The sequence below is a fragment of the Pseudomonas sp. HP_08 genome (genome assembly GCF_055284095.1).
The window spans coordinates 76974-93649 of record NZ_JBTOQC010000002.1 but is presented as its reverse complement, the minus strand read 5'-3'; the positions used below and the strand labels follow the sequence as shown (position 1 = coordinate 93649).

Genomic DNA, 16676 nt, shown 5'->3' with positions numbered 1-16676 from the left:
ACAGCAAAAAGCCCGCTTTCGCGGGCTTTTTGTGAGGCCTGGACTGTTATCAGTCGTCGCGGCTCATGATGCCGAAGATCTGCAACAGGCTGACGAACAGGTTGTAGATCGATACATACAGGCTGATAGTCGCCATGATGTAGTTACGCTCGCCACCCTGGATGATCGCGCTGGTCTGGAACAGGATGCACGCCGAGGAGAACAGCACGAAACCTGCGCTGATCGCCAGTTGCAGACCGCTGATCTCGAAGAACAGGCTGGCCAGCACGGCCGCCAGCAGCACGAAGAAGCCGGCAGTGATGAAGCCGCCCAGGAAGCTCATGTCCTTGCGGGTCATCAGCACGTAGGCCGACAGGCCACCGAACACCAGAGCGGTCATGGCGAATGCCGAGCCAACCACTTCAGCGCCGCCGCTCATGCCCAAGTAACGGTTGAGGATCGGGCCGAGGATGAAGCCCATGAAACCGGTCAGGGCGAAGGTCGAAACGATGCCCCACACCGAGTCACGCAGCTTGGCGGTGAGGAAGAACAGGCCATAAAAGCCGATCAGCACGACGAAGATGTTCGGGTAGCGCACGCCCATCTGCTGGGAAACGAACGCCATGACGCCGCTGAAGGCCAGGGTGATGGCCAGAAGGCCGTAAGTATTGCGCAGGACACGGCTGACCTCGAGCTGGTCGGCCTCCTGCGTACCGGTTTTGAGAACGTAATCCTGTTCGCGCATGGCGAGCTCCTTACTGTGGATAAGCTTTACTGTGGATAAGCTTGCTGTGAAATGACAAGTTGCAAAGATCATAACAGAGGCATCAACACTCACCACCTGGAGAGTTTGACAGCTTGTTACATTCGGGTATTATGGCGCCCGCAGCAATAGTGGAGGTATGGCCGAGTGGTTTAAGGCAGCAGTCTTGAAAACTGCCGACTGTAACAGGTCCTAGAGTTCGAATCTCTATGCCTCCGCCATATTTGATAGCACAAAGCCCTGATCGTTCAGGGCTTTGTCGTTTCTGGGGTTTGGGTTTTTTCCAGTATCCAGGCCCACCCTGCTTCCTGCGTCCGACAGAACAATCCCCTACGTTTAAAAGAAAAAGACTGCATACGCTGGCTGGCCCATCAGGCACAGTCGGTGCCATCACCTGTGCCTGACTATAAACCTGTGCGGCGACCATCAAGCGCCAGGACTTGGCCCATCCGGACAAATTATGGATACTGCCGTTTGGCCAGCCCTTTGCTCACGGAAGACTGAAATGGCGCGCACTGCCCAGCAGGATGAACGTTATAGCCGCCCGTCCTGCAATCTGGTTGGCGGCACGGTGCCTTACCCGGACGACTATCGGCACGCCTCGAAGCCTGCCGAAAGGGAAACGTCCGAATCACGAAGTGCTCGCTACAGCCATCCGTCCTCGAATCTGGTCGGCGGCACCGTACCTTGTCCAGATAACTATCGGCGCCCCTCCTCCAATCTGGTTGGCGGCACGGTGCCTTACCCGGATGATTACCGACACGCCACACAGCCTGCCCAGGGCAATACAGCACCAGACAATCAGCAATTCTTCACGGTGCGCCTGGAATCACCCGGCAGTGCAACATTCACCATTCCCCGCTCACCTGAACAACCGACTGACACCCGCTGGCTTGCGGCAGGCGAATCCATCACGGTGGGCGACATTCTGCTGCCGGGCGGCATGATTTATGTGGGCAAAAATGATTCGGCATTCAGGTTTGCCGAGCCTTCATTTATTGACAGCTCACTGAAAGTCCACAAATCGCCCATCGATCCCGAAAACAAACTGACGCCCAACTGGCCCAGCTACAGCAACCTGACCCCGGAGGCGCGCCGGGGTTATCTGCAGTGGCTGGCCGGTGGCCGATGCGCACCGAATGCGGATCCGGGCTACGTGTTCATGTTCTTTTATGGGCTGGAACGCCGGGTATTGGTGGACCTGGTTAAAGACAATGAGGCGTGCACAGAAAGGGCAAGCATTGCCGCCGAAGTGCAGCGCTTGCGAACGCTCTACAGCACGTACGCTTATTTCCAAAGTGATGCCGCCAGGTTGCTTGAACATCTGAACCTGACCAGCACTGGCCCGCACAGGTACCTGCAGCCGCCGCCAGACATCGCCGACGATGGCTATGAAATGCCGATACCCGTGCGCATTGCCCTGGGCCAGATGGCCGCTGATAAATACCCCATGAATGCCGGTTGGGCTTGCGCCTGGGCGCGCTCGGACCCGAATATCTCGCGCCGCACCCCTGTATACAGGTGCGCTGAGCTGTTTCAACGCCTGTTTCAGGATGAGTACGAAAAGCGCTTTCCTGCCGGGCTGATCCTGGCGGACAACAAGACGCGCCTGCGGATTGCGTACCGGCCCGCTTCACCGCGGCTCATGGCGCCTGAAATCGCCGTAGGGGATATTCCGGACGTCACGGCCGTCTCCGGCACACGCAAGAAGCTTCAGTTGCTGGTGGAAGAGTGCGCCACGCTGCTCGATCCTTTCAGTCGCTACCTGGGCCGCAACCCGCACAATGGCGATGCGCTGGAAGGGCTGCTGCACCTGCCCACGTGGCTATGGCCCGAAGACGCCATGCTTGCGCTCCAGGCCTTGCAATCACGGGTGGGCCACGAAGCGATCTCGATGACCCTCGACGAATTGGCCGGGCACTTCAAGACCGCTGCCGGTCTGACCCGCGATCAGGTCATCAGCCTGGCAAGAGCTCTGGAAAGTCTTGGCATCGGCATGGAGCCTGACGTGCTGTCCGGCAGCCGCACTCCCAAAGCCGAGGACCTGATCGCGCTGTTCGCCACCGAACCCGATGACGGCACATTGCGGACCACGGCGGCTTACCACGCCGCCCTCGTGACACTGGACCTGGCCAGCGCCGTGGCAGCGGCCGATGGCGATACCTGTCAGGCCGAAGTGGCTTTGGCAGGCCGGCACATCGACTCTTGGGATCACCTGTGCGTGGCCCACCGCAAACGCCTCAAGGCGCACCTGCACCTTCAGTTGCAACAACCGCCGACACTGGCCAGCCTGAAGAAAAAACTTGATCCGCTGAGCCCGACTGAAAAACGCACCATCGCCAGCTTTCTGGCTCACCTTGCGCAAGCGGACGGCATCGTCAGTCCCGAAGAAGTAAGGCTGCTGGAGCGGGTCTACAAGGTGCTGCAACTGGACCCGCAATCGCTGTACAGCGATCTGCATGGCGCACCAGACCCTGCAGCGCCCGCCCCGGCGACTCCTTCCAGGCCCGGCACGCCTGGCTCCGGCATCGTTCTGGACATGAACAAGATCGCGCAACTGCAACGCGAGACAGCCCAGGTCTCTGCCTTGCTGGCCAAGGTATTCCAGGATGAGCATGCCGATGAGCCGCTTATCGCCCCGGCCCCTGAACCCTGTCTGCCAGTGCCTGGCACCCGGCTTTACGGACTCGACGCCGAGCACAGCGCCTTTCTGCGTCTGCTGGTATCGCGCAATGAATGGAGCCGGCAGGCGCTGGAAGATGCCGCTTCAGATATGGAACTGATGCTTGACGGTGCCCTGGAGCAGATCAATGACATGGGCTTCGAGCTGTTCAACATGCCGATTTGCGAGGGCGACGACCCCATCGAAATCAACCCGGACATCCTGAGTGAGTTAACCCTATGAGTACGATACGAGCCAAGGATCGCGACGCGGTCATTCAGTCACTGCGCGCCGGTGTCGTTCCTCGCGTGGGACAGCACCTGATTCAGGTCGGCCGGGCTGGCGAGCTGGGCGCCCTGATCAAGGACGTCGAGCGCCTGGCCGAGGGCGGATCGGCATTTCGGGTGGTCATCGGTGAATACGGCGCGGGCAAGACCTTTTTCCTCAATCTGGTCCGCGGCATTGCCATGGAGCGCAAGCTGGTAACCATGCATGCCGACCTCAACCCGGACCGGCGCCTGCACGCCTCAGGTGGCCAGGCGCGCTCGCTGTACGCAGAACTGGCCAAGAATATGTCGACCCGTACCAAGCCCGATGGCGGTGCGCTGCAGGGGATCGTCGAGAAATTCATTGCCCAGGCCAGAACCGAAGCCAAAACCCGCGGCATCGACAGCGAAAGCGTGATCCGCCAATACCTGGCCGAACTCACCGAAATGGTCAATGGCTACGATTTTGCCGAAGTGATCGCGGCCTACTGCCGCGGCTTTGATGAAGGTAACGAACAGCTCAAGGCCGACGCCATTCGCTGGCTCAGGGGCGAGTTCACCACCAAGACCGATGCCCGCGCAGCCTTGGGAGTGCGTACCTGCATCGACGACGCCTCGGTGTACGACCAGCTCAAACTGCTCGCACGCTTCGTGCGGCTGGCAGGCTTCGGCGGTCTGATGGTTTGTCTGGATGAACTGGTCAACCTGTACAAGCTCGCCAACACCCAGGCCCGAAACGCCAACTACGAACAGATTCTGCGCATCCTCAACGACTCCCTGCAAGGCTCGACAGACGGGCTGGGCTTTGTACTGGGCGGCACGCCAGAGTTTCTGATGGACACCCGTCGCGGCCTGTACAGCTACCCGGCACTGCAATCGCGTCTGGTCGAAAACACCTTTGCCAGGACGGGCTATGTCGACCTTTCCGGCCCGGTGATTCGCCTCGGCAGCCTGACCCCTGAAGACTTCTATGTGCTGCTGCAAAACTTGCGCAATGTTTACGCCTACGGCGATCCGCAACGGTATTTGCTTCCCGACGAGGCGCTGCCGATCTTCATTGATCACTGTGGGCAACGACTCGGCGAGGCGTATTTCCGCACACCACGCACCACCATTACGGCGTTTATCAACTTGCTGGCAGTGCTGGAACAGAACCCGGACTCCGACTGGCGTCACTTGCTGGACGCCGTCGAAATTGCCAGCGACAACGGCGCACAAAAGGATTTCGATGTAGAGGCCGACGATGAACTCACCAGCTTCAGGCTCTGATTCGGCAGGCTTTGAGCGCCTGCACCCCGAGGTGCAACAGTGGGTCTGGTCGCAAGGCTGGACCTCGCTCAGGGATGCACAGGAATGGGCGATACCGGCGCTGATAGACGCTGACCGCGATGTGATCATTGCCGCCTCCACCGCAGCGGGCAAGACCGAGGCAGCGTTTCTGCCGATCCTTACCCACCTGCTCAACCACACGCAACCTGCGGGCGCAGTGCTTTATATCAGCCCGCTCAAGGCGTTGATCAATGACCAGTGGGACAGGCTGAGCCGCTTGTGCGAACGCTTGGAAATCCCCGTCGTGGGCTGGCACGGCGATGTGTCATCGAGCAAGAAACACCGCTTTCTCAAATCGCCCAACGGTATTTTGTTGATCACCCCGGAGTCGCTTGAAGCCTTGTTCGTGAACCGGGGTACAGCGCTGGCCGGCCTGTTTCAGAACCTGCGCTACATCGTGATCGACGAGCTGCATGCATTTATCGGCAGCGAGCGCGGCAAGCAGCTGCAATCGTTGATGCATCGCGTCGAGCGGGTCGCTGGCAGGCAACTGCCACGTGTAGGACTTTCAGCCACGTTAGGCGAGATGTCACTGGCGCAGGCGTTTCTACGTCCAGGGCAGGCGTCGCAGGTCCAGGTTGTCGAGTCAAAGTCCTCGGGACACGATCTTCAGGTGCAGGTGCGGGGGTATCTCACGCAACCCAACACTAACCAGGCCAACGCGCAACACGATGAAGATAAGAATAAGGACGAAGATCAAAACAACGACGGAACGCAGCAGGCCATCGCCGCTCACCTATACAAGGTCTTGCGTGGCAGCAATAACCTGATTTTTCCCAACCGTCGCAAGGATGTGGAATGGTACGCCGACCGACTGCGCCAGCTCTGCGAAAACGACGGCGTGCCCAACGAGTTCCTGCCTCACCATGGCAGCCTCTCCAAAGACCTGCGTGAAGACACAGAGCGTGCATTAAAAGCTGGTTCCCCGCCCGCCTCCGCCGTGTGCACCACCACCCTTGAGCTGGGCATCGACATTGGTAATATCAAGGCCGTCGCGCAGATCCAGTCACCGCCCTCCGTCGCCAGCCTGCGCCAACGGCTTGGCCGCTCGGGGCGCCGTGAAGGCGAACCGGCCACACTGCGCGCTTACTGTCAGGAACGCCCACTGACACCTGATTCCGACCTCTCCGACCAACTCAGGCAAGACTTGGTACAAACCATCGCCATGATCCGTCTGTTGATCAGAAGCTGGTTCGAGCCGCCCAGAGCCCACGGACTGCACGCCTCCACGCTGGTGCAACAGTGCTTGTCAGTGATCGCCCAGCAAGGTGGCGCCAACGCTTCGCAACTGTGGAACACGCTGGTGGCCAGCGGCACTTTTGCGGCCGTGACCCAGGCGGACTTTCTGGCCCTGCTGAAAGCCTTGGGCGACAAGAAACTCATCGTGCAGGACAGCTCAGGCTTGTTGCTGCCAGGTGAGATTGGCGAGCGCCTGATCAATCATTACGAGTTCTACAGCGCGTTCACCAGCGATGAAGAGTTCCGCCTGATCCGGGACGGCAAGCCGCTCGGCTCATTGCCTGTCAGCCGTCCATTAATCGTCGGCCAACGCATCATCTTTGGCGGGCGGCGCTGGCAAGTTCTGGATGTGGACCTTGAGAAGAAAGTCATCGTCGTCAATGCTGCACGCGGTGGTGCGCCACCGCAATTTGACGGCCTTGGCGCCATGATTCACGACGATGTCAGGCAGGAAATGCGGGCCGTGTTGATGGAGACGCAGCCCTGCCCATTCATTGATACCCAAGCACAAAGTCTTCTGTCGCAAGCACGGCAAACGTTTCAAGCGTTGGGCCTGGCTGAACGCTTCATTATTGGCTCGGACTCCAAAAGCTACCTGCTGACCTGGAAAGGCGACTACATCAATGACGCACTAAGCCTGATGCTCACTCGTGTTGGTATAACGAGTATCAGCTCAGGGCTGACACTCACCATCGACGCGTCCGAAAAAAGCCTTTTAGCCGCGCTGGGCGAAGTGGCACAGCTGGATCCCAGCGATATAGAGACTCTTTTACAAGACGTGAAAAACCCGAATCCGCAGAAATGGGACTGGGCGCTGCCTGAGTCGTTACAGATCAAGTCGTTTGCGTCCAGCCAACTGGATTTACCGGGAGCAATCAGGCTGGCAGGGACGTTGATGATGCGGGAAGTCGTGTCGGACTGATGAGTATCGCCTACAAAGAATGAAAGCTATATGGCTCACGAGCTCAATAAAGAATCATATTTGGCTCACAGTACAGAAATGCAATCTATATGACTCATTCAGCTTGACGCGAGCCATATAGATTACATAAGGTCGAGCAAAGAGGACCGAACCGTGAAAACCACTCTGCTCGATCAGATCCGCAAGCATCGTCTTTCGCTGGGTGTGAAAATACAGGAAATGCCACTGCTGGCAGGCCTGACCCGTCAGCAATACGGAAAGATCGAGGCCGGGGGTAACCCTCGGCTTAACACACTCGACCAGATCGCCGAAGGGCTTGATGCTGTATTGGTGCTGGTTCCCAAATCCAGACTCCAGGCTGTCGAGGAGGTACTCGCCGATGACACGCCGCTGAATGCAGCTCATCCGTTTAACAATACCCGCGCTGCACAGGGAAAGGCGGATTTCGTAAACGATGATGATGAGAGCCCCTGGAGAGACCTCTGATGGCCGCTGAAACGGTATCGGCCTTGAAGCTGACGCTCAAAGGCGAGCCGGTGGGTTATGTCGCAGGTTATTCGAGCGGAAAAAACGTATTCACTCTGGCGCCTGAGTACCTGCAAAACGAAGCCAGGCATCCATTGACCCTGTCGCATGCCAACCCTGCATCCCTGGCCTGGCAATTAGCCAGGAAGCATCCTTATATCAGAAGCCACAGATTACACCCCGTGCTCAGCAATCTTTTGCCTGAAGGCGCGCTACGCGATTTTCTGTCGCAGACCATGAAGATTCATCAAGACAATGAGTATCCACTGCTCGCCTGGCTCGGCCGGGACCTTCCGGGAGCCCTGATCGCTGAACCGATGCAAGCCTCGGACATTCCGGAACTGGCCTTGCAGCACCATGGGAAGATCGAGCCGTCGGTGATCGAAATACCCGACAACCGGGCCCACTTTTCCCTGGCCGGTGTACAGATGAAGTTTTCCATGCGTCATCAGGACGGTCGCTACATTACCGGCGATCCTGGCGCGCCTGGCGACTGGATCATCAAGACACCCTCAACCCTTCATCCGTTTGTTCCTCTCAATGAATACACGGCAATGACGCTGGCCGCGCTCGCAGGCGTCGAGATTCCTGAAATAAAACTGATTGCCATGGATGACATCGAGACGCTGCCAAGCATCAACTTGCCAGATGAAAAATTCGCCTACGGCATACGCCGCTATGATCGGCTACCAGGCAACGAGCGCGTTCACTCAGAGGACTTTGCCCAGATTCTCTTCGCTTATGCCCATCAGAAATACCGTGCCGCCAGCTATGAACAAATAGGCAAGCTGATTTACCAGAGTTCAATAAGAGGGCAACTGGACGCCGCGCAAATGGCGGTGCGATTGCTGGTGAACATTCTGCTGGCAAACGGCGATGCTCATCTTAAAAACTGGAGCATGATTTATCCTGATGGCCGAAACGCCCAGCTCTCGCCTGCCTACGATATTGTTGTAACCCGCGCCTATATCCTTGATGAAACCCAGTACGGATTGAACATGAACCAGAGCAAAAACTGGTACGGGGTTTCTTTCGAGCATTTCAAACGGTGGGCCGAGTACGGGGATATTCCATGGCGCCTGGTGTTCAACAATCTGAAAGCCGCGCTGGATAAAGCCCGTACCCTGTGGCCCGGGGCGCTTGATAGCAGCGTGATGACGGAAGGTCAGAAAGCTGTGCTGCGTGCCCACTGGAAGCAGTTGCACACTGACTTTCGAATCGGATAAGTGCAGCCCTTGCCATAGTGCAGACAAGGCACCGCCATCGAATGCCTACCCCACCCGCTGCCCCACCACCTCTTCGCGCACCTGCGGTTTCGGCGCGCCGCCGCGATCATCCGGCACGCCCCACAGAATCACGCCCACGCAGATAAAACAGAACGGCGCCAGCGCCAGCATGCCCATGAAGGTATTGCCGGTCAGGTCATTCAGGTAACCGACCAGAAACGGCGCCACCATGCCGCTCAGTTGCCCGACCGTGTTGATCGCAGCGATACCGCCGGCGATGGCCAGGCCGCTGAATGCCTTTTGCGGGATGGTCCAGAAGATCGGGATGGCGATGAACACGCCGGCCGTGGCCAGTACCAGAAAGCTGGTCAGCAGGATGTACGACTCGTTGAAATACAGCGCGGCAAAGTAGCCGATGCCGCCGACCAGCATGCATTGCCAGAGGTATTTTTTCCGCTCGCCGGAGGCATCGGAGGCGCGGGTGACCAGGACCATGCCGATGGCGGCGACCAGGTAAGGCAGCGCGGTCAGGAAACCCACGGCCAGTTGGCTTTTTACACCGGCCGAGCCGATCAGGTGCGGCATCCAGAAGTTGAGTCCGTAGCCGGTGAGTTTGATCATGAAATAGATCACCGACAGGATCGCGACCTCGCGCGTCAGGATCACTTTCAGCAGGCTGGTATGAATGGGCGCAGATTCTTTGCGATCGTTATCCAGGTTGCGTTGCAGCACTTCCTTTTCGGCGTTCGTCAGCCATTTGGCCGACTGGATATCGCGGTCGAGCTTGAACAGCACCACGACGCCCAGCGCGCAGCACGGCAGGCCCGACAGGACGAACAGCCAGTGCCAGCCGGCAAGCCCCAGAAAGCCGTTCATGTATTCCAGAATGAAGCCGGACACCGGCGCGCCCAATACCCCGGCCAGCGGAATCGACAGAAACCACAGGCCGTTCATGCTGGCGAGGTTTTTCTTGGGGAACCAGCAGGCCAGGTAGAACAGCAAGGCCGGCCCGAATCCGGCTTCCATGACGCCGATCAGAAAGCGCAGGAAGTACAGGGTGAATTCGTTATAGGCAAACACCAGGGCGGCGGTGGCCAGGCCCCAGGAGACCATGATCCGGCAGATCCAGCTTGGGGCGCCGTACTTTTTCAGGCCGAAGCTGCTGGGCACTTCGAACAACACATAGCCAAAGAAAAAGATGCTCGCGGCAAAGCCGTAGGCGGCGTCGCTCAGGCCCAGTTCGGCCTGCATCTGGGTCTTGGCGAAGCTGATGTTGATGCGGTCGAAGTACGAAAACAGAAAGCACACGATGGTCAGCGGCAGTATTCGCCAGGCGATGCGGCGATAGAGCAGCAGCTCGTTGATCGGACTTGCAGGTGCAGCACTGTCGGCGTTAGCCATCATGTTTCTCCATAATTATATTTGTCGGAGATGTGTTTTTACGGTCGGGCTTGACGGGGTATTTCTATTAACTGACGGTATTAAAGGCGATGCATCACTACGATGCCATCTTCGTCGGCGCAGACGCGCTGGCCCGGCTCGATACCCACCGTGTCGATCAGCAGCGGGACATCACGGCGTCCCCCTGCCCTGTTGTCGCTGCGCACCGGCCAGGCGCCCCGCGCGACGATGCCCAGCGGGATGTGTTTCAACGGGCCCACGTCACGCACGTTGCCATGGATGATCAAGCCGGCCCAGCCGTTGCGCCGGGCGAGCAAGGCCAGGTTTTCTCCGATGCAGGCGCCCGGCTCGCCACCGGCATCGATCAGTAACACACGGCCTGCGCCGGGCTCGGCCAGCGCCTGGCGAATCTCGTGATTGCAGCCGGCGGCCTGCACGGTCGAGAGCACGCCGTGCAGCGTGCGCTCAAGCCCGTACCACTGCCATGGGCCCGGCAAGACATTGGCGTGTTCCATCCGGTCGCACAGATCGGCGGTCGGCAGGTTCATACCAACGCCTCGCGGCGCTCGGTCCATTGTTGCAGCTGGCTGAAGCTGCAGAGTCGCCCGAGCAGCGCGCTGGCGGCCACGGTGTAGGGACTCGCCAGCCAGACCTGACCAGGCCCGGAGCGGCCGGGAAAATTGCGATTGATGGCGCTGACCGTGACCTGGCCGGCATGCGTGGACGAACCCGGCCCGCAGTTGGCGCAGGCGCCACAGCCCGGCATGATCAGTTCCACGCCAAGGCTCTTGAAGGTTTCCAGATAACCCATGGCGGCGCAGTAATCGCGCACCGCCAGGGTACCGAATTGCAGGAACAGGCGCGTGTCCTTGGGCAGGCTCAGGCCACGCTCCAGCCCCCACGCCAGCACCTCGTGGTAATAGTCGAAATCTTCGCGCTTGCCGGCAGTACACGAGCCGCCATAGGCAATGTCGATGTGTACAGGGCCTGCCAGTTCGTCGATGGCCAGGCCGTTGCCGGGATCACCGGGTGCGGCGACCATGGGCGTGAGTTGCGCGCAGTCGATCGAGATGACTTCTTTGTAGTCGGCGCCCTCATCGCTGACCATCCAGCGTTCCAGTTCGACCTCGACACCGCGCCGCGCGCGGATGAAATCGACGGTCTTGCGATCGGGCGCGACGATGCCGGTAAAGCCGCCCAGTTCGGCGACCATGTTGGTCAGGGTGGCCCGTTCATCGATCGACATCGCCGCCACGGCATCGCCGGTGTATTCGAACACCGCGCCGATGGCATGACCTTGTTTGATCGAAGGGCTGCGCAGCAACTCCAGCACCACGTCCTTGGCGGTCACGCCGGGGTTCAGCCGGCCATTGAGTTCGACACGAATCACTTCCGGCATCCGGCAACGAATGAAGCCGGTGGCCCAACTGTTGGCAATATCGGTGGCGCCGGCGCCAAAGGCCAGGCAGCCCAGCGCGCCGGAATGCGGGGTGTGCGAATCGGTGCCCACCACCACTTGCCCCGGCAAGGCATGCATTTCGGTCATCAAGGCGTGACAGATGCCCTCTGAGCCCGACTCGCCCTTCAACGCACCGTGGCTGCGCACCGGGTAACGCCGGACAAACTCATCGTGAGCGCTGGCCAGACCGCCCACGGCGGCCAGCAGGTTATCGCGCACATGGGGAAAACTTTGCCCGGCAAGAATCAAATGGTCCTGAAAGGCGATGATTTCTTCAGGCCGCGCCAGGCTCAGTGATTGGCCGAAGGCCTCATGCATCAAGTGCGCGCACATGCCGGTGAAGTAGTCGTGGCTGAAGCGCCAGTCGGCCGACAGGAACACACCGTCGCCCTTGCCGAGCCGGCCCTGGGGCGCAATGCGCCGGCGCTCGATGATTTTTTCGACCAGCGTCAACGGCCGCTCGGTTGGAATCGGGTTGAACACTTTATGCGCGACGCTGGGCAAGCTGGTCTTGCTGTAGGGCAGCAAGCCACCGGCGCTGATCACCGCCTGGGTCACGGCATCGCGGCCCTTGAGAAACTCTTCGAGTTCGATGGCTTCACCGGCCTGGATGCGTTCGATCAGACCGAAGTCGGTCGAGGTGTAGAGGCCGATGTTGTCGCAGTTCTGCCGATAGATGCGTTCGAAGCTCTCGGCAATGATCAGGCGAACGCCAGCCGACTTTTCCGCCAGCGGGCTGGACTCGCGAGAGGAGCCTTTGCCGTAGCGTTTGCCGGCCACGGTGATCTCGACACCTGCGTGGCGAACAGCGTCTTCGCCGATGGGCAGCACGCCTTCGGTCTTGAAGCCCACATAGGGATATTTTCCCAGCCGCTGGTCGTAGGTCATCATGATCACCACCGGGGTGATCTCGTCGGTGGAAATATCGTCGCGCAGCGGCAGCGCTTCGCTAAGCGTCAGGTCCTCGCCAGCCAGTTGGTGGCGCACGGCGGCCTCGCTGCATGCAAGGAACAGAAAGCGTCCGTCGAAGCGGATTTTTGTCGTCATAATGTCCGTCTCCTCATCCTGTCGAACATGCTAGGAACAGTTCGGCGATCCGGATAACGGTAAAAAGTGATGCTTAGCGTGAAGAATTTTCGTGGGAGCCTGTGTGAATAACCTTTGGCGTTTTGATCCGACCACGCTGCGGCTGTTTATCAGTGCCTGCGAAGAAGGCACGTTCGGGCGTGCGGCCGAAAAAGAAGGGCTTGTGCCCTCGGCGCTGAGCAAGCGCATTGCCGAGCTTGAAGACGCGGTCGGCACCGCGCTGTTGTACCGCCAGCAGAAAGGCATCGAGCCGACGCCCGCAGGCCTGTGCCTGTTGCAGCATGCCCGGCATGTGCTGGATGAGATGGCCGTGATGTCGGCGGCGCTGTCGCATTATGCCGAAGGTCATCAGGGCCATTTGCGCATCAGCGCCAACCGCTCCAGCATCGTCCAGTTTCTGCCGCAGGACATCCGCGCTTACCGTCAAATGCACGCGGGCATTCATCTGGAACTGCATGAGCGGACCAGCCTGGAAGTGATCGAGGACGTGAGTGGCAACCTCAGCGACCTGGGGATCGGCAACGAACTGACGGCGGCCGAAGACCGTGGCTTGCAAGTCACCGATTATTACTGCGACCAGCTTGTGGTGGTCATGGCGCCGTCGCACCCGCTGAGTGCTGCACGCACGTTGAAGTTCAGCGACACCCTGGCCTTCAACCATGTCGCGCTGCACAAGGACAGCCCGCTGTACAAACAGCTGGAGCACGCGGCCAGGCTTGCCCGGCAGACCATTCGCTATGAAGTCCACGTCAAAAGCTTCGACGCGGTGTGCCGCATGGTCGAGGCGGAACTGGGCCTGGGGATCATTCCACGCCAGGCGATCAGCCAGAGTGAAGACCATGCGCTGGTCGCGGTACCGCTTGAAGACAGCTGGGCGACGCGACGCTTTCAGATTGTCAGCAAGCCACCGGCGGCGCAGTCAAAGGTGTGTGCGGTGTTTCTGCAGTTCCTGAAGTCGCGCGCAGCCGCTGCTACGCAGTGATCACCCGCCCGCCGCATACGCTGCCGCAACCCTGGATGCATTCCGGCGCCCCAGCTGCTCGCAGATGTACTGCCCCGCGGCCACGACCTTGCCCAGATCGACACCGGTGTGAATCCCCAGCCCGTGCAGCAGATACAGCACGTCTTCAGTGGCCACATTGCCTGAGGCGCCTTTGGCGTACGGGCAGCCGCCCAACCCCGCGACCGAGCTGTCGAAGACGCTGATGCCCTCCAGCAGGCTGGCGTAGACATTGGCCACGGCCTGGCCGTAAGTGTCGTGAAAATGTCCGGCCAGATGCTCACGCGCCACCTCGCGGCCGACCACCTCGAACAACGTGCGTGTGGCCGAGGCGGCGCCGACACCAAGGGTGTCGCCCAGAGAAATCTCGTAGCAGCCCATGCTGTACAGCTCACGCGCCACGGCACGCACTTGCGCAGGTTCGACCTGTCCCTCATAAGGGCAACCCAGCACGCAGGACACATAACCGCGCACGCGCACACCGTGGCGTTGTGCGGTTTCCATGACGGGCACAAAACGGGCAAGGCTGTCGGCGATGGAGCAGTTGATGTTGCGTTGCGAGAAGGCCTCGGAGGCAGCGGCGAACACCGCGACTTCCTTGACGCCGGCTTGCAGCGCGGCTTCCAGACCTTGCAGGTTGGGGGTCAGCGCGGTGTAGGTCACGCCGGGTTGTTGGCGAATACCGGCAAACACCTCGGCGCTGCCGGCCATTTGCGGCACCCATTTGGGCGAGACAAAACTGCCGGCCTCGATGTAGCTCAGGCCGGTGGCCGACAAGGCATCGATCAGGCGAATTTTCTGTTCCAGCCCCAGCGGGTTCGGCTCGTTTTGCAGCCCGTCACGCGGCCCGACTTCGACCAGCCGTACATGCCCTGGAACATGGCTTGGCAGGCTCATGCGTGCACCTCCATTTCGACCAGTACCGTGCCTTCGCTGACCAGCTCGCCTTCGCGGCAGTAGATCGTCGCCACGTTGCCGGCTGTGGCGGCGCGAATGCTGTGTTCCATCTTCATCGCTTCCAGCACCACCAGGGCAGCGCCCGCCTCGACCGCTTGCCCGGCCTCGACCAGCACCCTGACGATGCTGCCATTCATCGGTGCGGTCAGTCCGCCTTGCGGGGCGTGGGCGGTCTGCGCGGCGGCGATCGGGTCGAAGCGCCGCACCGCGTGCCATTCCACACCCCAGCGCACATACAGCGTATCGCTGTGGCGAACGATGCCGCTGGCCCTGACCGCATCAGGTTGCGGCACGATCCTGTGGGTGATCTCGCCGCACACCAGCGTCACTGCCGGTGTAGCGGGCACGCCGCTGCGCCATGCATCGGTGGCTGCCCACGGTGAATACGGGTCATCGGCGCGCTGGCGCTTGAGGTCGGTGTGTAGAAAACCGTTGGCGGCGCGTTGCCAGAATGCTTGCGGCAGTTCGATGGGCGGCGGCAGCAGTTGTTCATGGTAACGTTCGATAAAACCGGTATCCAGTTCGGCCTCGGCAAACGCTGGATGGGCAAGGATGCGTTGCAAAAACGCCAGGTTGGTCTTGAAGCCGCCCACCACGGTTTCGCCGAGCATGGCCAGCAAGCGCTGCCGCGCCTCTTCGCGGTTCTCGCCCCAGGCGATGAGCTTGGCGACCATCGGGTCGTAGAACGGCGAGACTTCATCGCCCTGCTCGACGCCGCTATCAACCCGCCGGCCGGGCCCGCTGGCCGGTTCCCGGTACAGGTCCAGATGCCCGCTGGCCGGCAGAAAGCCGCCTTCGGGGTCTTCGGCATACAGCCGCACTTCGATGGCGTGGCCATTGAGCGGCACCTGCGCCTGAGTGATCGGCAGCGGCTCGCCACGCGCCACGCGAATCTGCCAGGCCACCAGATCAAGGCCGGTGATGGCTTCGGTCACCGGATGTTCGACCTGCAGGCGGGTGTTCATTTCCATGAAGAAGAACTCGCCACGCGCATCGAGCAAAAACTCCACGGTGCCGGCGCCGACATACCCGATCGCCTGGGCGGCCTGCACCGCCGCTTCGCCCATGGCCCGGCGCAGCTCGGGCGACAAGCCCGGCGCGGGCGCTTCTTCGACGACTTTCTGGTGCCGGCGCTGAATCGAGCAGTCGCGCTCGTTGAGGTACAGGCAATGGCCGTGCTGATCGGCGAAGACCTGGATTTCAACGTGGCGCGGTTTCAGTACGTACTTTTCGACCAGCATGCGCGCATCGCCAAACGACGATTGCGCCTCACGCTGGGCCGATGACAACGCCTCGCTGAGCTGGCTTTCGTGCTCGACCACTTTCATGCCTTTGCCGCCACCGCCCGCCGTGGCCTTGAGCAGCACCGGGTAACCGATGGTTTCGCAGGCGCGGCGAAAGGTGTCCAGGCTCTGGTCTTCACCGTGATAGCCGGGCACCAGCGGCACGCCGGCCGCCTCCATCAACGATTTGGCCGCCGACTTGCTGCCCATCGCCTCGATGGCGCTGGCCGGCGGGCCGAGAAAGACCAGGCCTGCCTCTTCCAGCTTGCGGGCAAAGGTCGAGTTTTCCGACAGAAAGCCATAGCCCGGATGCACCGCTTGCGCGCCAGTGGCCTGGGCGGCTTCGATGATGCGGTCCATCAACAGGTAGCTTTCGCCGGGTTTGGCGCCGCCCAGATTGACCGCGATATCGGCCTGGCGCACATGGCGGGCGTTGCGGTCGATCTCGCTGTGTACCGCCACGGTGGTCAGCCCCAGCGCGTTGGCGGTGCGCATGACCCGACAGGCGATTTCGCCGCGGTTGGCGATCAGGAGCGTGGTGATTGTTGTTGTTTTCATGGCATTGGCTCTTTCGGAAAG

At 60.4% G+C, this 16676-nt stretch carries 12 protein-coding genes and 1 tRNA gene; 7 read left to right on the top strand and 6 right to left on the bottom strand.

The features are described from left to right. Nucleotides 1–49: 49 nt before the first annotated feature. On the bottom strand, nt 50–724 hold the full coding sequence (locus tag ACYAS9_RS03420; RefSeq protein ID WP_463566911.1) for a Bax inhibitor-1/YccA family protein: 675 nt from the start codon (nt 722–724) through the stop codon (nt 50–52). A 151-nt stretch (nt 725–875) separates the two neighbouring features. On the opposite strand from ACYAS9_RS03420, the gene ACYAS9_RS03415 reads away from it, so the two are divergent. The 6 genes from ACYAS9_RS03415 (at nt 876) to ACYAS9_RS03390 (ending at nt 8911) form a co-directional block, all read left to right on the top strand. Next, a tRNA-Ser gene (locus ACYAS9_RS03415) sits at nt 876–963 on the top strand. Nucleotides 964–1247: 284 nt separating this feature from the next. Then, nucleotides 1248–3647 carry a tellurite resistance TerB family protein gene (locus ACYAS9_RS03410; protein WP_463566910.1) on the top strand — a complete coding sequence of 800 codons (2400 nt, stop codon included), beginning with the start codon at nt 1248–1250 and terminating at the stop codon, nt 3645–3647. Next, nucleotides 3644–4939, top strand: coding sequence for an ATP-binding protein (locus tag ACYAS9_RS03405; protein WP_463566909.1), 1296 nt, complete (start codon nt 3644–3646; stop codon nt 4937–4939). Before ACYAS9_RS03410 ends, ACYAS9_RS03405 begins: the two co-directional genes overlap by 4 nt. After that, nucleotides 4914–7160 carry a DEAD/DEAH box helicase gene (locus tag ACYAS9_RS03400; RefSeq protein WP_463566908.1) on the top strand — a complete coding sequence of 749 codons (2247 nt, stop codon included), beginning with the start codon at nt 4914–4916 and terminating at the stop codon, nt 7158–7160. The genes ACYAS9_RS03405 and ACYAS9_RS03400 overlap by 26 nt, the downstream gene beginning before the upstream one ends. Before the next feature lie 153 nt (nt 7161–7313). Further along, a complete protein-coding gene (locus tag ACYAS9_RS03395; RefSeq protein ID WP_463566907.1) occupies nt 7314–7646 on the top strand; it encodes a helix-turn-helix transcriptional regulator in 333 nt (110 codons plus the stop codon). Next, nucleotides 7646–8911: a type II toxin-antitoxin system HipA family toxin gene (locus ACYAS9_RS03390; RefSeq protein WP_463566906.1), complete on the top strand. Its 1266-nt coding sequence runs from the start codon at nt 7646–7648 to the stop codon at nt 8909–8911. The genes ACYAS9_RS03395 and ACYAS9_RS03390 overlap by 1 nt, the downstream gene beginning before the upstream one ends. Nucleotides 8912–8956: 45 nt before the next feature. Here ACYAS9_RS03390 and ACYAS9_RS03385 read toward each other — a convergent pair whose 3' ends face one another. The 3 genes from ACYAS9_RS03385 to ACYAS9_RS03375 all read right to left on the bottom strand — a co-directional run bounded on the left by ACYAS9_RS03385 (nt 8957) and on the right by ACYAS9_RS03375 (nt 12818). Beyond that, nucleotides 8957–10312 (bottom strand): MFS transporter, encoded by a 1356-nt coding sequence (locus ACYAS9_RS03385; protein WP_463566905.1) that lies wholly within the window; start codon nt 10310–10312, stop codon nt 8957–8959. An 80-nt stretch (nt 10313–10392) separates the two neighbouring features. After that, nucleotides 10393–10860 carry an RraA family protein gene (locus tag ACYAS9_RS03380; protein WP_463566904.1) on the bottom strand — a complete coding sequence of 156 codons (468 nt, stop codon included), beginning with the start codon at nt 10858–10860 and terminating at the stop codon, nt 10393–10395. Further along, nucleotides 10857–12818, bottom strand: coding sequence for an aconitase family protein (locus ACYAS9_RS03375; protein WP_463566903.1), 1962 nt, complete (start codon nt 12816–12818; stop codon nt 10857–10859). Before ACYAS9_RS03375 ends, ACYAS9_RS03380 begins: the two co-directional genes overlap by 4 nt. Nucleotides 12819–12921: 103 nt before the next feature. On the opposite strand from ACYAS9_RS03375, the gene ACYAS9_RS03370 reads away from it, so the two are divergent. Then, nucleotides 12922–13839, top strand: coding sequence for a LysR substrate-binding domain-containing protein (locus ACYAS9_RS03370; RefSeq protein WP_463566902.1), 918 nt, complete (start codon nt 12922–12924; stop codon nt 13837–13839). On the opposite strand, the gene ACYAS9_RS03365 is transcribed toward ACYAS9_RS03370, so the two are convergent. Both ACYAS9_RS03365 and ACYAS9_RS03360 read right to left on the bottom strand, forming a co-directional pair. Beyond that, nucleotides 13840–14754, bottom strand: coding sequence for a hydroxymethylglutaryl-CoA lyase (locus ACYAS9_RS03365; RefSeq protein WP_463566901.1), 915 nt, complete (start codon nt 14752–14754; stop codon nt 13840–13842). It lies immediately after the preceding gene. After that, on the bottom strand, nt 14751–16655 hold the full coding sequence (locus ACYAS9_RS03360; protein ID WP_463566900.1) for an acetyl/propionyl/methylcrotonyl-CoA carboxylase subunit alpha: 1905 nt from the start codon (nt 16653–16655) through the stop codon (nt 14751–14753). Before ACYAS9_RS03360 ends, ACYAS9_RS03365 begins: the two co-directional genes overlap by 4 nt. Nucleotides 16656–16676 lie beyond the last annotated feature (21 nt).

What these genes read in the sequence shown, in the direction of transcription:
- ACYAS9_RS03360 (WP_463566900.1), bottom strand. Translation starts at nt 16,655, where the DNA reads ATGAAAACAACAACAATCACCACGCTCCTGATCGCCAACCGCGGCGAA.
- ACYAS9_RS03400 (WP_463566908.1), top strand. Translation starts at nt 4,914, where the DNA reads ATGAACTCACCAGCTTCAGGCTCTGATTCGGCAGGCTTTGAGCGCCTG.
- ACYAS9_RS03365 (WP_463566901.1), bottom strand. Translation starts at nt 14,754, where the DNA reads ATGAGCCTGCCAAGCCATGTTCCAGGGCATGTACGGCTGGTCGAAGTC.
- ACYAS9_RS03380 (WP_463566904.1), bottom strand. Translation starts at nt 10,860, where the DNA reads ATGAACCTGCCGACCGCCGATCTGTGCGACCGGATGGAACACGCCAAT.
- ACYAS9_RS03385 (WP_463566905.1), bottom strand. Translation starts at nt 10,312, where the DNA reads ATGGCTAACGCCGACAGTGCTGCACCTGCAAGTCCGATCAACGAGCTG.
- ACYAS9_RS03390 (WP_463566906.1), top strand. Translation starts at nt 7,646, where the DNA reads ATGGCCGCTGAAACGGTATCGGCCTTGAAGCTGACGCTCAAAGGCGAG.
- ACYAS9_RS03375 (WP_463566903.1), bottom strand. Translation starts at nt 12,818, where the DNA reads ATGACGACAAAAATCCGCTTCGACGGACGCTTTCTGTTCCTTGCATGC.
- ACYAS9_RS03405 (WP_463566909.1), top strand. Translation starts at nt 3,644, where the DNA reads ATGAGTACGATACGAGCCAAGGATCGCGACGCGGTCATTCAGTCACTG.
- ACYAS9_RS03410 (WP_463566910.1), top strand. Translation starts at nt 1,248, where the DNA reads ATGGCGCGCACTGCCCAGCAGGATGAACGTTATAGCCGCCCGTCCTGC.
- ACYAS9_RS03420 (WP_463566911.1), bottom strand. Translation starts at nt 724, where the DNA reads ATGCGCGAACAGGATTACGTTCTCAAAACCGGTACGCAGGAGGCCGAC.